13 protein-coding genes and 1 pseudogene are annotated in these 14,821 nt (G+C 69.6%); 3 read left to right on the top strand and 11 right to left on the bottom strand.

Annotation, left to right across the window (positions count from 1 at the left end; translation table 11 throughout):
- Nucleotides 1-249: 249 nt before the first annotated feature.
- The gene (locus tag ACEN2M_RS18545; protein WP_441649619.1) at nucleotides 250-894 is read right to left on the bottom strand and encodes an amino acid deaminase; all 645 of its coding nucleotides are present in this window, start codon (nucleotides 892-894) and stop codon (nucleotides 250-252) included.
- An 88-nt stretch (nucleotides 895-982) separates the two neighbouring features.
- A complete protein-coding gene (gene lhgO / locus ACEN2M_RS18540; protein ID WP_441649618.1) occupies nucleotides 983-2,191 on the bottom strand; it encodes an L-2-hydroxyglutarate oxidase in 1,209 nt (402 codons plus the stop codon).
- 572 nt (nucleotides 2,192-2,763) lie between these two features.
- Between lhgO and ACEN2M_RS18535 the strand changes: the two genes are divergently transcribed.
- A complete protein-coding gene (locus ACEN2M_RS18535) occupies nucleotides 2,764-3,678 on the top strand; it encodes an endonuclease domain-containing protein (protein ID WP_441649617.1) in 915 nt (304 codons plus the stop codon).
- A gap of 274 nt (nucleotides 3,679-3,952) precedes the next feature.
- Here the strand turns inward: ACEN2M_RS18535 and ACEN2M_RS18530 are convergent, their stop codons facing one another.
- The 9 genes and pseudogenes from ACEN2M_RS18530 to ACEN2M_RS18490 all read right to left on the bottom strand — a co-directional run bounded on the left by ACEN2M_RS18530 (nucleotide 3,953) and on the right by ACEN2M_RS18490 (nucleotide 12,624).
- A complete protein-coding gene (locus ACEN2M_RS18530) occupies nucleotides 3,953-4,894 on the bottom strand; it encodes an SDR family NAD(P)-dependent oxidoreductase (RefSeq protein WP_441649616.1) in 942 nt (313 codons plus the stop codon).
- A 143-nt stretch (nucleotides 4,895-5,037) separates the two neighbouring features.
- Nucleotides 5,038-5,355: pseudogene (locus ACEN2M_RS18525) on the bottom strand (chorismate mutase); the annotation flags it as partial.
- A gap of 159 nt (nucleotides 5,356-5,514) precedes the next feature.
- A complete protein-coding gene (locus tag ACEN2M_RS18520) occupies nucleotides 5,515-6,456 on the bottom strand; it encodes a DMT family transporter (protein WP_441649615.1) in 942 nt (313 codons plus the stop codon).
- Nucleotides 6,457-6,548: 92 nt separating this feature from the next.
- Nucleotides 6,549-7,214 carry a GNAT family N-acetyltransferase gene (locus ACEN2M_RS18515; RefSeq protein WP_441649614.1) on the bottom strand — a complete coding sequence of 222 codons (666 nt, stop codon included), beginning with the start codon at nucleotides 7,212-7,214 and terminating at the stop codon, nucleotides 6,549-6,551.
- An 86-nt stretch (nucleotides 7,215-7,300) separates the two neighbouring features.
- On the bottom strand, nucleotides 7,301-8,587 hold the full coding sequence (locus tag ACEN2M_RS18510; protein ID WP_441649613.1) for an adenylosuccinate synthase: 1,287 nt from the start codon (nucleotides 8,585-8,587) through the stop codon (nucleotides 7,301-7,303).
- A gap of 3 nt (nucleotides 8,588-8,590) precedes the next feature.
- Nucleotides 8,591-9,109 carry a DUF3151 domain-containing protein gene (locus ACEN2M_RS18505; RefSeq protein ID WP_441649612.1) on the bottom strand — a complete coding sequence of 173 codons (519 nt, stop codon included), beginning with the start codon at nucleotides 9,107-9,109 and terminating at the stop codon, nucleotides 8,591-8,593.
- A gap of 97 nt (nucleotides 9,110-9,206) precedes the next feature.
- On the bottom strand, nucleotides 9,207-9,779 hold the full coding sequence (locus ACEN2M_RS18500; RefSeq protein ID WP_441649611.1) for a TetR/AcrR family transcriptional regulator: 573 nt from the start codon (nucleotides 9,777-9,779) through the stop codon (nucleotides 9,207-9,209).
- A 37-nt stretch (nucleotides 9,780-9,816) separates the two neighbouring features.
- Complete coding sequence (locus ACEN2M_RS18495; RefSeq protein ID WP_441649610.1) at nucleotides 9,817-11,946, bottom strand: YhgE/Pip family protein; 2,130 nt, start codon at nucleotides 11,944-11,946, stop codon at nucleotides 9,817-9,819.
- Nucleotides 11,947-12,624, bottom strand: coding sequence for an ATP-binding cassette domain-containing protein (locus tag ACEN2M_RS18490; RefSeq protein ID WP_441649609.1), 678 nt, complete (start codon nucleotides 12,622-12,624; stop codon nucleotides 11,947-11,949).
- Nucleotides 12,625-12,854: 230 nt separating this feature from the next.
- Between ACEN2M_RS18490 and ACEN2M_RS18485 the strand changes: the two genes are divergently transcribed.
- Together ACEN2M_RS18485 and ACEN2M_RS18480 are read left to right on the top strand one after the other, a co-directional pair.
- The gene (locus ACEN2M_RS18485) at nucleotides 12,855-13,529 is read left to right on the top strand and encodes a hypothetical protein (protein WP_441649608.1); all 675 of its coding nucleotides are present in this window, start codon (nucleotides 12,855-12,857) and stop codon (nucleotides 13,527-13,529) included.
- Nucleotides 13,526-14,728, top strand: a complete 1,203-nt coding sequence (locus tag ACEN2M_RS18480) for a YhgE/Pip family protein (protein WP_441649607.1) — start codon at nucleotides 13,526-13,528, stop codon at nucleotides 14,726-14,728. The genes ACEN2M_RS18485 and ACEN2M_RS18480 overlap by 4 nt, the downstream gene beginning before the upstream one ends.
- Nucleotides 14,729-14,821 lie beyond the last annotated feature (93 nt).

Below are 14,821 nucleotides of genomic sequence, written 5' to 3'. Positions count from 1 at the left end.
TTTTTTTTTTTTTTTTTTTTTTTTTTTTTTTTTTTTTTTTTTTTTTTTTTTTTTTTTTTTTTTTTTTTTTTTTTTTTGTTTTTTTTTTTTTTTTTTTTTTTTTTTTTTTTTTTTTTTTTTGTGGTTTTTTTTTTTTTCTCCCCCCCCCCCCCCCCCCCCCCCCCCACGGCCGCTCTCGTGGGTACGACAGAGCGAGCGACACCCAGAGCGCGGGGCCGCCCGCGCGAGTGGCCCGTTCACCCGCAGTGCTCAGCGGCGACGGCGGAGCGCGGTGCGTGGCGGGAGCGCTGCCAGCGCGGCGTTGTAGCGCATCCGTGGCGGATCGGCCGCGAGGGCGTCGAGCGATGCCGGGGACGGGTTCGCCAGCGGAAAGGCCGTGACCACGCGCATCCGGCTGCCCTCGGACACCCCGTAGATCAGGGCCGCGCCCGGCTGACCCGGTGTGCTCACCACGGTGGTGCGGAAGAACGTGGCGTCACCGGGAACCTCGTCGTCGATGACCAGAACGTCGCCGTGGGCGCCCGCGGGATGCGCCAGGTGCGGCAGCGCGGCATCCGTGACCCGCTGCAGCACGGTTTCGCCGGCCGCATCCGCCGCGTCGAGCAGGAATGCCGCGGGTGCCAGGCCGAACTGGGCGGCCAGCTCACCGTTTCGCCAACGGTCGCCCTTGAGCCCGAACGGTGTGACCACCCTCGAGAGCAGGTAGCCGTAAACATGCAGCAGGCCGGCGTTGCCGATCGGCCAGGTCGCCGCGATGCCGGCCGCCGCGTGCAGCCTGAAGAACTCGGCCTTGGAGATCACCGGGGATTGCACGTTCTCGTCGATCACGGTGGACAGCGCCCAGTCGTCGAAGCGGCCGGCGGCGGCGTCACTGGCGATCTGCTCGAACATCATCTGCCCATCGTAGGCACCTCCGCCAAACGTGCCTGGAAGGTGAGGTTTGCGGCGCCGGCGATCGTCATCCGGGGACGGATGCGCCTGGCTAGTCGGTGGTGCGGGCGAACACGTAGTTCTCGATCAAGTGGTCCGCGATCGCCATCGACGACGTCGCGGCCGGGGACGGGGCGTTGCGCAGCAGGGTGACGGGGCCGACCTGATCGACCGCGAAGTCGTCGAGCAGGGTGCCGTCGCGGCCCCAGGCCTGGGCGCGTACCCCGGCGGCGGTCTTCTGGCTGAGGTCGCGCATCCGCAGCTCGGGGATGAACCGGCGGGCCTTGCGGTAGTACAGCGGCTTGACCAGCGAACCGCTGATCTCGTCGAGGCCCATCCGCCAGTGCTGCTTGGCGAGCGCCGCCGCGCCCGGCCACCGCAGCGACTCCCAGGTGTCTCTGGGTGAGACGGTGAGCCAGCCGTAGCCCTCCCTGGCCAGGGCCGGCACCGCGTTGGGTCCCACGTGCACGTCGTCATAGATGCCGCGGGTGAAGTGCACGCCGAGGAACGGGAAGCGCGGGTCGGGTACCGGGTAGATCATGCCGCGAACCAGGTCGGTGCGGGCGGCGTCCAGCGCCCAGTACTCGCCGCGGAACGGGAGGATCTTCGGTGCCGGATCGGCGCCGACGAGCCGGGCGATGACGTCGGACTGCAGGCCGGCACAGGCGATGACCCTGTCGAAGACCTGCTCGGAATCGGGTGTGCCCACCCGCACGGAGGACCCGTCGAGACGCAGCGCCACAATCTCGTGGCCGGTGCGGATGGTGCCGCCGCCGCTCCGCACATCCGTGGCCATCGCCTCGGTGATGGCACCGTAGTCGACGGCGGCGGTGTGCGGCGAGTGCACGGCGGCGATGCCCGCAACGTGGGGTTCGATCTCGCGCAGGCGGGCGAGGCCATCCAAGCGGGCGAGGTCGGGCACCCCGTTGGCTCGCGAGCGTCGCTCGATGTCGGCCAGGGCGGGCAGTTCGGATTCGTCGACCGCGACGACGAGTTTGCCCACCTCCCGGTACGGCAGGTTCTTCTCGGCGCAGTAGTCCCGGATGCTGATGCGGCCTGCCGCACACAACCGGGCCTTGAGGGTGCCGGGCTGGTAGTAGAGACCCGCGTGCACCACCCCGGAGTTGCGCCCGGTCTGGTGGGTGGCGAGCGCGGCCTCCTTCTCGAAGACCGTGACCTCCCCGAGGCCGCGCAGCACGAGCGCGCGCGCGATGGCGATCCCCACGATGCCGCCGCCGATGATCGCTATGCGCTCGCCCATGCCCGTCCGTCCTGGTGCCGCCCGTGACGGACCACCGGTTCGACGAACCCCCGCACGGTGGCATCCTGCCCCCGGAGCGGCGCGGCGGCAATGCCCGTAGCGGCAGAACGCGCTTTGCGGGCCGTGCGTGCCACCCGTCCCCGGCGCATCCCGCGGGCCGCGGACCGCGCCGCCCTCGTCCCTCATCCCGCGTCTCTCATCCCGCGAAAGCGGCCAAACGGTCACCTCACCGCGCTGAAGCAACCACACAACCGCTCTCGCGAGAACCCCCGTCCACTCATCCCGCGAAAGCGGTGGAACGGCTACCTCACCACGCAGAAGCAACCACACAACCGCTCTCGCGAGAACCCCCGTCCACTCATCCCGCGAAAGCGGTGAAACGGTTACCTCACCACGCAGAAGCAACCACACAACCGCTCTCGCGAAAACCCCCCGACCATTCATCCCGCGAAAGCGGTGGAACGGCTACCTCACCGCGCTGAAGCAACCACAGGGCCGCTCTCGCGAAACGGCTGGGCGCGGGCTGGGGATAAGTTCGGCGCGGCGAGGCCGACAAGGCGCATCCTCTGTGGATGAAACGGCGCAGCGAAATACCTTCAGCCCTGCGAGGGCGCGCGTTCAGCCACCAAGAAGGGCTGGCCGAGGGCGTCACTCGGGCACGGATGCGTGGCGACGACCTGGCAAGACCGTTCCGCGGCATCCGCTCTCAGCCACTGGACCCGACCGACCCGCTCGCCCGAGTGCACGCCTACCTGCCCCGCCTCAGCGGGGAGCAGTTCTTCAGCCACACCAGCGCTGCTCTGATCCACGGCCTGCCCCTGCCACTGCGCCTCGCCCAGGACCCGCGTGTGCACATATCGACGCACGTCGCCGGGTTGCGGCACGCTGGCCGCGGCGTGGTGGGGCATCATGTGCAACGCGACCGCGTTCTCGTCGTTACCGTGAGGGGACTGCCGGCGACGGCCCCGGTGGACACGTGGTGCCAGCTGTCAACGCTGTTGGGGTTGGACGCCCTGATTGAGGTGGGAGATGCGCTGGTGCGGCGGAAGCGGCCACTGGCGACCATGGCCGAACTGCGCACTGGCGTGTTGCGCTACACCGGGCAACGGGGTGCGAAGAGGCTGCGTGAGGCTCTCGAGTCCGTGCGGCCCCGCACGGATTCGGCCAGGGAGACAGCGACCAGACTGGTGATCGTGCGGGCTGGATTGCCCGAACCGGAGGTCAACGGCGAGATCTTCGATCGGCTCGGCCGCAAGATCGCGACCGGGGATTTGGTCTTTCGCGAGTACCGGGTGCTGGTGGAGTACGACGGCGAGCAGCACCGTACCGACGAGGAGCAATACCACTGGGACGTGGACCGTCTGGACGCGATCATGGAGGCCGGCTGGCGTGTCATCCGCATCAACAAGTCGCATCTGAGGATGTCGCCCTCGACTGCGCTGCGGAAGATCACCACGGCGCTGGCCGCGGCCGGCTGGCGTCCCTGACCCCGGGGCATCCACTGCCCGCTCTCGCGGGATGTTAGGTGGCGAGCATGACGCGAGAGCGGTCAAGTGGCTACCTGAACGAGCTGAGGTAGCCATATGGCCGCTTTCGCGAGGTGGGGGGTGGCGAGGATGACGCGAGAGCGGTCATATGGTCGCATCAACCAGCTGAGGTCGCCATATGGCCGCTCTCGCGAGAGGTGCGGGCGAGAGGGATGAGAGGGACTGGCGTTAGGGGGAGAGGGACTGGCGTTAGGGAGCGGAGCCGACGGGGCGGTTAGGGGGCGAGGGCGAAGGGGGCGTCGACGAGGGCCTCGGTGCGGGCGAAGAGGCGGGCCGCGACGCCGTGGTCGAGCGAGGTGCGGGTGGGGTGCTGCAGGGTGGGGGCACCGCGGGTGAGGAAGCGCGGGCCGTAGTACTGGCCGCCGACGGCTGCCGGGTCGATGGCAGCACGCACGATCGACCAAGCGCCGGCATCCTTGCCCTGCGCGCCAATGAAGCCCTGCAGGGTGTCGACGAAGCGCTTGCCGCGGCCCACCTCGTTGACACCACGGATGCCGGGGGTGAGCCCGGAGATCGAATAGCCCGGGTGCGCCACCAGGCTCTGCACGCCGGCTGGGCCACCCTGGCCGGCGGCGCGCAGCCGGCGGTCCAGCTCGAAACCGAACACCTGCATGGCGATCTTGGACTGCGCGTAGGCCTTCCAGCCGTTGTAGGTGGTTTCCAGCTGCAGGTCGTCCAGGGACGAGTCCATCAGCCGGGAGATCATCGAGCCGAGCGACACCACCCGGCTGCCGGGGGTGCGCTGCAGTACGGGCAGCACCAGGCTGGTGAGCAGGAAATGGCCGGTGTAGTTGGTGGCGAGCACCAGCTCGGCGCCGTCCAGGCTCACAGAGCGGTCTTGCGGCGGGTGCACGATGCCGGCGTTGAGGATGAGGCCGTGCAGCTGCGGAAGCTCGAGCATCCGGTCGGCGGCGGCCCGCACCGACGTGAGGTCGGCCACGTCGAGTAGCAGGGTCGAGACGGATGCTCCCGGCACCCGGCCGCGGATCGCCGCGATGGCCGCGGCCGCCTTGACCGGGTTGCGGCAGGCGAGCACCACGTGGGCGCCGGCGGCGGCCAACTGCTCGCTGGTGTTGTAGCCCAGGCCCGCGTTGGCGCCGGTGACGACGACCGTGCGTCCGGACTGGTCGGGCAGTAAGCGTGGGTTCCAGGTCACGCGGTGGGGTGTGCCGGGCCGTCGTGGGCGGCGTCGCCCTGAGCGGGCGTGGCCGGTGCCGAGCTGGCGCCGGGGGGCGTGGCGGCCGGGCCGGGCGCGACCTGGGTGGCGGACCCGCCGGCGGCCCTGGCGGCATCCGTCGCTCCGCCGGCGATCTTCTCGTGGTGGTGGATGACCTCGGCGATGATGAAGTTGAGGAACTTCTCGGCGAACGCCGGGTCGAGCCTCGCGTCTTCGGCCAGTCCGCGCAGGCGCTGGATCTGCAGGAACTCCCGGGCCGGGTCGGCCGGCGGCAGGCCGTGCTGGGCCTTCAGCTTGCCCACGCTCTGGGTGAACTTGAACCGCTCGGCGAGCAGGTGGATGAGTGCGGCATCGATGTTGTCGATGCTCTGGCGAATGCCCTGCAACTCGTCGATCGCATCCTGTGCCGCGTCCGCGGGCAGTTCTTCGTTTACAGCCATGCGTCCTACGATATTGCACCCTCCCGGATGCCCGCTCCGGCTGCCGTCACCCGTCCCGGCCTGTCGGCGGCAGAACTCCTGCTATTCGTGCCGGCCACGGATGCCCGGTCCCGGAATTCCGGGGCGCGGCATGCCGGCGAAAATCTGCAGGAGTTGTGCTCAGGCAGTGCGGGGAACGGCGAACGGCAGGCGCAGCCGCTTCTGGGTGAGCAGGATGCCGACAAGCACCAGCAGCGCCCCGGCCGGTTCGTGCCAGGAGAAGGTCTCCGAGAGCACCAGCACCCCGAGCGTCACGCCCACCACCGGGGTGACGTAGGTCACCGTGGACGTGGTGGTGGGTCCCCAGGCGCGCAGCACGTTGATGTGCCAAATGTAGGCCAGGCCGGTGCCGAGGGCCCCGAGGGTGACCAGGCTGAGCACGATCGGCGCGGTCAGGGCCACCGGCTCCCAGGCCAGCACCGGGGTGAGCAGCAGCATCAGGGCCCCGGCGAGACCGATGTTGAGAAACGCGAAGGTGGTGCCGGCGATGGCCCGGCCGCTGAGGTGCTTGCGCGTGTAGCCGAACGTGAACCCGTAGCAGAGCGCAGCGCCCAGGCAGGCGAGCTGACCCCAGAGGTCGCCGGTGAGTTCGGAGTACTGCCACGGAGCGATGATCACCACCACACCCACGATGCCCACGAGCACCCCCACCACCTGGTCGCGGGCGAGCTTCTCCACCCTGAACACGGCGGTGACCATGACCGCGGTCATGATGGGCGTCACGGCGTTGTAGATGCTGGCCAGGCTCGACGACACGTATTGCTCGGCCCAGGCGAACAGCAGGTGCGGCACGGCGCATCCGGTGATCGCGATGACCAGGAAGTGCAGCCAGACGATGCCTTCGCGGGGCAGCACAGGGCCACCGTTCACCCGGGGCCGGGTGGCGAGCACGATGAGGCCGAGCGTGAGGCCGCCGAGCACCAGCCTGGACCAGGCGACCTGGCCGAAGCTCACGCCGTCCAGGGCGATCTTCATGAACAGGAAGCTGGCTCCCCAGACCACGCCCATCCCCAGGAATTGCAGGGCGACCAGGGGGGTTCGGGGGCTGGTAACGTCACTCACCTGCCGACCCTAGCCCACCGGCGCGGGGCCCGGTGGACTGCCGGGGCCGTCGCCGACGGTGATGTCCGAAAATCGCGGGCGGATGGCCGGAATCAGCCGGGCGTGACGCGGCGGCGGGGTGCCCGCGGGTCGCGGTACTCCACCGAGGAGCCGCCGAACCCGTCGAGGCGTTTGTGCAGTCCGGCCTGAACGACCGGCCACTCGTCGGCCAGCACCGAATAGACGGCCGTGTCCCGCCAGGAGCCGTCCGCGCGGCGCTGCACACGCCGGTTGATGCCCTCGAACTGCGCCCCGATGCCCAGGATCGCGGCGCGGGAGCGGGAGTTGAGCACGTCGGCCTGAATCTTGACCCGGCCGAAACCGGAGTCGAAGGCGGCCCCGAGCATGAGCAGTTTGGTTTCGGGGTTCACCGCGGTGCCCCACACCTGCGGGGCGTAGGCGGTCCAGCCCAGGTGCAGCGCCTCGTTGGGCAGGTCGATGTCGCCCAGAGTCGAGGTGCCCACCAGGTCGCCGGCGTGCGGGCCGGAGACGACGCGCACGGCGAACGGCTGCGCATCCCACTGGTAGTACTTCAGCGCGAAGGCCACGAAGTCGTCGAGAGCGGCCGGCATGCCGTGCGGGCCGCCGCCGTATCCTCCGGCGAAAACCGCCGGATGCGCGATGGCGCGGTGCAGCTCGGGGAGATGGGCCCGGCTGAGCGGTTCCAGGCACACGAAGCGCCCCGTCAGCAGTCTGGCGTCGGGTCGGTGCGCAGTCACGTGGGTTCTCCCTTCACAAGCTGTGACCTGAACCCCGAAGACCAGAGGTCTTCGGGGCCCACATCACGGTTCGCGGGCCGAGCGGGTTAGTCGATGAGGTCGTGGCGGGTCAGGATCGCTTCGCGATCCGGGCCCACTCCGATGGCGGAGATGCGAGCGCCGCTCATGGCCTCGAGCGCCAGGACGTAGTCCTGGGCGTTCTTGGGCAGGTCTTCGAAGTGGCGCACGTGGGTGATGTCCTCGGTCCAGCCGGGGAACTCCTCGTAAACCGGCTTCGCGTGGTGGAAGTCGGACTGCGAAACGGGCACCTCGTCGTAGCGCACCCCGTCGACCTCGTAGGCGACGCAGACCGGGATGGTGTCGAGGCCCGTGAGCACGTCGAGCTTGGTGAGCACGAAGTCGGTGACCCCGTTGATGCGGGCCGTGTAGCGGGCGATCGGGGCGTCGTACCAGCCGCAACGGCGCGGGCGGCCGGTGGTGGTGCCGAACTCGAAGCCCTTGGCGCGCAGGAACTCGCCGGAGTCGTCGAACAGCTCGGTGGGGAACGGGCCGGCGCCGACGCGGGTGGTGTACGCCTTGACGACCGCGATGATGCGGTCAATGCGGTTCGGGCCGATGCCGGAACCCGTCACCGCTCCGCCCGAGGTGGCGTTCGACGAGGTGACGAACGGGTAGGTGCCGTGGTCGACATCCAGCATGGTCGCCTGGCCGCCCTCGAAGAGCACGGTCTTGCCGGCGGTGAGCGCCTGGTGCAGCAGCAGCGCGGTGTCGGCGACCATCGGGCGCAGACGCTCGGCGTAGCTGAGCAGGTCGTCCACGATCTCGTCGACCGTAATGGCGCGGCGGTTGTAGACCTTGACCAGCATGTGGTTCTTCTGGCCGAGCGCGCCCTCCACCTTCTGGCGCAGGATGTTCTCGTCGAACAGGTCCTGGATGCGGATGCCCACGCGGTTGATCTTGTCGGCGTAGGTGGGGCCGATGCCGCGACCGGTGGTGCCGATCTGGCGCTTGCCCAGGAACCGCTCGGTGACCTTGTCCATGGTGCGGTGGTACTGGGTGATGACGTGCGCGTTGGCGCTCACGCGCAGCTTCGACACGTCCACGCCGCGGGAGCTGAGCGCGTCGAGCTCCTCGAAGAGCACTTCGATGTCAACGACCACGCCGTTGGCGATCACCGGGGTGACGCCGGGGGTGAGGATGCCGGAGGGCAGCAGGTGCAACGCGTACTTCTCGTTGCCGACGACCACGGTGTGGCCGGCGTTGTTGCCGCCGTTGAACTTGACGACGTAGTCGACACGGCTGCCGAGGAGGTCGGTGGCCTTACCCTTACCTTCGTCGCCCCACTGGGCGCCGATCAGAACGATTGCTGGCATGGGTTAGTTGTCTCCTCGGATAACAAAGGCGGCGGTCGGCGGGGCCGGGTCCTCGCCGGGCGAAACGACGGGCGGAACCGCCGGGAACATCTGGGTCTCGGCGTGCTGCGAACGCAGCCGGGTGATCACTGTGGGGTCTGCGCCCTCAAGGAACTCGGTGAGGCGTTCGAACTCGTCGGTCTCGCCGATCTCGGCAGCGGCGCGGCGGAGGGCGAACAGCGCGCGCAGCACGCCCCGGTTGGGTTCGTGCGCCCACGGGATCGGTCCCTGGCCACGCCAGCCGGCCTTACGCAGGGCGTCGAGGCCGCGGTGGTAGCCCACCCGGGCATACGCGTACGCCTCGAGCAGTCGGCCCTGGCCGTGGGTGTAGTCGGCGAGCGCCGCCCAGGCCAGCGATGATTTCGGATGCGCCGCCACCACGGTCGCAATATCCTGCGTTCCGGTTCGGCTGAGTGCCTCAATCACCTCCGGTTCTGCGGGTAGGAGGGTCTCGGGCTGTTCGATCAGATTTGCGCCGGTCACACTAGATACTACCGCGACCCGAGATTCGGGCCGCGAGCTGTGCCCTGAACCCCAAAAATCACCGGATCCCACGGCCGAGACCGCCGTCCGCGGGCGGTCAGGCCAGCAGACCGCCGGAGAGCGACTCGAGGATCGCCGCGGCGACCTCCTCACGATCACGGTCGGGTTCGAAGACCAGCCACTCCAGGCCGGCCATCAGCACGGCGCCGAACACGCTCGACGCCATCAGCCCGCCCGTGCCGGCCGCGGCCGTGGCCGGGCGGGCCTCGGCGATGGCCTCGGCGAAGACCGCGAGCGCCTCGTGCCGCAACGCGAACAGGGTCTTCTGCCACGCCCTGTCGGTGCGGAAGATTTCGGCCGCCATCAGCTTCGCAAGGCCGGCGTTCGCCTCGATGCGGTCGAGTAGCACCGTGATCAACGCCTCCAGCGCGGCGCGGCCGTGCAGGCCGGTGCGCGCCCCGCGGAGGGTCTCGGCGAGAGCGCCGACACCCTCCTGCAGGAGTGCCTCGAAGAGCTTGTCCTTCGAGCTGAAGTTGTAATACAGGCTGCCCTTGGCCACCCCGGCGAGCTCCGCGACGTCATCCATCGTGGTGCCGGTGATCCCCCGGGTGGCGGCCAGCGCCAACGCGGCGTCCAGGATCGCCCGTTTCGTTCCGGTTGCGCGGGGCATAGCCGGTCCTTTCGTCGCTCTCGGTGCGGCTCGAAGCCTAGATGGTCAATTCGGGGTGCAGCCGCGTGATGGTCCACATCCGCTGCCGGGACGCGCTCCAGGCGCTGACGGCGATCGAGCCCACCAGGATGCCTACGAGAACGAGCACGGAAAGCCACAGTCTAGAGTCGATCCCTCCGGTGATGAGCTGGCGTAGCCCGGTGACCACGTAGGAGGCGGGCATCCAGGGGTGCAGGATCTGGAAGAACTCGGGCGTCGTCTCCACCGGGTAGGTGCCACCGGACGAACTCAGCTGCAGCATGAGCAGCACCAGGCTGACCACACGGCCGGCGGCGGTGCCGAACAGGATGATGAACATCTGCTGCAGCGCCAGGAACGCCAGCGTCGTGAGGTAGATGAAGGCCGACATGCCCAGCCAGTGCGCCGGGGTGAGACCGATGCCGTAGACGAGCACCAACACCATGATCACAACCTGGCTGAGACCGATCGCCATGGCCGGCAGGAACCCGGTCATGGTGGCGCGCAGCCCGGAGGCCGCGCTGGCCAGCGCCCTGGTGGGCAGGGCCCGCAGGATCAACCAGGTGATCAGCGCGCCGACGAAGGTCGCCAGGGCGAGGAAGAAGGGCGCGAACCCCTCGCCGAAGCTGCCGGAGGCGTTCTCCCAGGTCTGTTTGAGGTCGACGGGGTTGGCGATCACCGTGGCCTTCGCGGCGATCTGATCGTCGCTGTCGTCAGGGGCGGCGGCCGCTCCGTCGGCCAGTGCGTCGGCCAGGGTGCGACTGCCGTCGGCGAGCTGGACGGTGCCGGACTGCAGCGCCCCACCGCCGTCGACCAGCTTGCTGCTGCCGTCGACGAGGGTGCCGGTGCCGGCGGCGAGGCTGTCGGCGCCGTCGGCAAGGGTGCTCGCTCCGGTGGCCGCGCTCGCCGCTCCGGTGGCAAGCTGACCGGCGCCGCTCGAGAGGGCACTGGCTCCGGTGGCGACGCCTGAAGCTCCGGTGGCCACCTGCGCGGCGCCGGGAGCACCGTTGCCGAGGGCAGCGGAGAGCTCGTTGAGCTTGGTGGAGAACGCGGCGTTCTTGGCGGCGAAGCCCGCGGTCTGGGTAGCGGCGCCCTGCGTCTGGGTGTCGATCTGGTCTGCTCCGGCGGCCAGTTCGGTCACCGACGGTAGGAACTCCGAGGCTGGCTGGTCCGGCGCCGCCGTCATGGCAGCCTCGAGAGCACTCAGTTTGTCGGAGAGCTTCGTCGTCACGGCGGCGAGTTCCCCGGTCCCGGTGCTGATGGAGGTGGCCCCGGCGGCCAGCTGGGTTGACGAGCCGGCCAGGGCTGCCGCGCCGGTGGCGGCGGTGGCCATGCCGTCGGCCACCCGCTGGGCTCCGCCGGCGACGGTCGTTGCGCCGGCGGCGAGCTTCACCGACGAGTCTGACAGCGTGGTCGCGCCGGTTGACAGGGTGCCGAGTCCGGTTGACAGGCTCGACGAGCCGTCGGCGAGGCGCAGAGCGCCGTCGTCGAGGGACACGGCGCCCGCGGAGAGGTCGCCCAGGCCGGTGACGAGGGTGCCCGTGCCGGTTTCGGCGGTGCTGAGGCCGTCGGCCAGGGTGCCGGCGCCGTCTGCGGCGCTGCGGATGCCGTCGCCGGCTTCGTTCACGGCCACGAGCATCGCGTTGACGGTCTGGTCGCCGATGTTCAGCGACACGGCGTCGCGCAGCTGCACCATGGCCTGCTTGCCCAGGGTGGAGGCCAGGAAGCTGTTGCTGTCGTTGTAGTCGACCTGCACCTCGGCCGCCGTGGGGGTGTCGGTGCCCGCGGAGACGGCGTCGGTGGAGAAGTCTGCGGGGATGGTGACGGAGAAGTAGTAGTCGCCGTCGATGACGCCGCTGGAGGCATCCGCTGCACTGGTTTCGACCCAGCCGAGGTCGTTGCCGTCGAGCAGCTTGTCGACCAGGTCGTCGCCGGCGGTGACGGCCTCGCCGTCGCGGGTGGCGCCGGTGTCGGCGTTGACCAGCGCGACGGGCAGGTGGCTGAGCTCTTTGTCGGGAGCCCAGAACGCCCAGAGGTAGAGGGCGCCATAGATGAGGGGAATGAACATCAGGACGACGAGGGCGATCTTGGGCAGGGTGCCCTTGCCGAAACGGCGCAGTTCAGTGCCGGTTGAGAGGAAGGCGAACATCTAGCGAATCTCCTGGTTCATGTACAGGACGGTCGGGTCGATGCCCAGTTCCGCCCACATTTCAACGTCGGGTGCGATGGCCGAGGCGATCACTGGCGTGCCGGCGGCCACGATGGCGCCGAGCCGCTGCCAGAGCTGCCGACGGGCCTCGGTGGAGTGCACCTGCTCGACCTGGTCGAAGAACAGCGCGCTGGGCGCGCTCATCATGGCCAGGGAGGCGCGCAGCAGCACCATCTCGACCTCGTCGAGGTCCCAGATCATGGTGCTGGCCGCGGGAATGGGGATGTCGCCGAAGACAGGTGCGCAGACGCGGGTGACCTCGGCGTCGTCGACGGCGCGGATGAAGGACCACCACGGGGCGAGCCAGGCGTGCCGTTCCCGGATGGCCGCGCCGACGCTGACCGACTCCTCGAGGGTGTCGATGCCGTGGAATCCCGAGACGCCGGTGCTGCGCTGCACCCGGCGCGCGTGCCTGGGCAGGTCCTCACCGAGCACCGTGAGGGTGCCCGAACTGGGCTTCATGCGCCCGGCCAGGGTGAGCAGCAGGCTGGTGCGACCGCTGCCGGCCGGCCCGCAGATCACGGTGAGGCCGTTGTCGGCGCTGAAGCTGAGCGGCCCGTAGACCACTCCCCGTTTGTAGCTCACGGTCAGTTCATCCGCTACCAGTGTCGCCTGCACGTCGTTCCCTTCTCGCCGGCACCTTTTGTACCGACTAGTCAGTATAGATCCGGCAGCGGCGCGGATGCAACCGGGCGGGCGGGCCGGGCGCCGTCTGAGTAGTCGTCCAGAAACTGACTAGTCAGTGGAAAACTGAATTAGAGTGTGACCTCAGTCTCAGCGCCGCGATGCCCTTACTTCCCGCCGAATCCGGCCCGCCACCCCGGGCCCCCAGCACCGGAGGCGCCCGCATGCGCGTTACCCTGACCGCCGTCACCAAGGGACCCCAGGACTCGGCCCTGCCCGCGACGACCCTGGAATTCGGCAGCGACGCCGTCACCTTCGCGCGTGCCGAGACCGAACGCCGCCCCACTGTGCTCGGCCTCATCGCGTCCGGCCGCATGCGCCCGGACTCCGGCACCGTTACCCTGGACGGTCACACCGACTACGCGGGCCTCCGCCGCCAGATCGCCCTCGTCGACGCCCTCGGGGTCTCCGAGCCCGCCGCCGACGTGCGGGTGGAAGAGGTCGTCGCCGAGGAGCTGATGTTCGCCGGCCACCTGGGCCGTCGCCGCACCGTGAAGAGGGTGCTCGCCGAATTCGGCCTCGCCGACCAGGCCCGCTCCAACATGGGCGACGTCGCCCCCGACGACCGTATCCGTCTGCTCACCGAGCTGGCCGTGCTGCGCGACGGGGTGATGGGCCTGGTGCTCACCTCACCCGACCGGCACGGCGGCGATCCGCTCGGCTGGTGGGACGTGGCCGGCGGCCTGGCCGCGCGCGGCTACGCGGTACTCGTCATCGCCGGCGACGCATCCGCCCACGCCATCGCCGACCTGGAACTCGCCGACCTCGAACCCTCCGGCGTGCTGCCGGCCGGGCTCGCTCGCTCGCACCCCGACAGCATTGGAACCGCCGCACTGTGAAGATCTTCGCCATGATCCGCGCCGAGCTGGCGCGGCTGACCGCCACCACGATGTCCCGCGTCGCCCTTGTGGCGCTGATGCTCGTGCCCGTGCTCTACGGCGGCCTCTACCTGTGGGCCAACCAGGACCCGTACGCGGGCCTGGACCGGGTGCCGGTGGCCCTCGTCGTGGCCGACACCGGAGCCGAGCAGGATGGCGCGGCCACCAACTACGGCACGGATGTGGCCGAACAGTTGGTCGACGACGGCACGTTCGACTGGCACACCGTGACCGCCGCGACGGCGAAGGCCGGTGTCGCCGACGCCACCTACGACTTCAGCGTCACGATTCCCGCCGACTTCTCCAGCTCGATCGCGTCGTCGTCCACTGACTCGCCGCACCAGGCCACCATCACCCTCACCACCAACGACACCAACAGCTACCTGGCCTCCACGATCGGCAGCCAGGCCGCCCAGAGCATTCGGGACGCCATCGTGGAACGGGTCAACGAGCAGGCCGCCGGCACCCTGCTCATCGGCCTGTCCGACATTCGGTCGAGCCTGGTCGACGCGGCCGACGGGGCCACCCAGCTGACGGATGGCGCGACCACGGCCGCTGACGGCAGCACCGAGCTGGCCGACGGCGCGAGCCGACTCGCCGACGGCACCGGCCAGCTGGCCACCGGGGCCGGCAGCCTCGCCGACGGCACCGCGCAGGTGGCCGACGGTGCCGGCCAAGTCGCCGACGGCACCGCGCAGGTGGCCACCGGCGCCGACCAGCTGGCCACCGCCACCGGGCAGGTGGCCGACGGCACCGCCACCCTGTCGTCGGGCGCGACGGCCTTGGCCACGGGGGCCGGCAAGGTCTCGACCGGAACAGTCGCCGTCTCGGCCTCGGCGCGCAAGCTGGCCGACGGCACCGCGGCGCTCAAGGCCGCCAGCCAGGCCGCCGGCGCCAGCCTCACCGGCGTGGGCGCCGCCCTCGCCACGGCCCAGAGCTCCCTCGCCGACCAGCTCGCCGCCGCGGGCCTCAGCCAGGAGCAGATCACGGCCGCCGTGGCCACCCTGACCCCGGTGGGCACCGCCGTGGGCACCAGCGGCACCGACCTGGGCAAGGCCGGCGCAGCCATCGATGCGATCGCCACCGGCAGCGCGGATCTGGCCACCGGTGCCCAGCCTGTCTCTTCTCCACATCTCCGAGCCCACAAGACGCATAGTTAGATCTGGGGGGGGGGGTTTTTTTTTTGGGGGGGGGGGGGGGGGGGGGGGGGGGGGGGGGGGGGGGGGGGGGGGGGGGGGGGGGGGGGGGGGGGG

Source organism: Cryobacterium sp. W22_MBD10_FK3 (assembly GCF_052113745.1).
Taxonomy (GTDB): Bacteria; Actinomycetota; Actinomycetes; order Actinomycetales; family Microbacteriaceae; genus Cryobacterium.
This window is presented reverse-complemented; position numbering and strand designations above follow the sequence as displayed.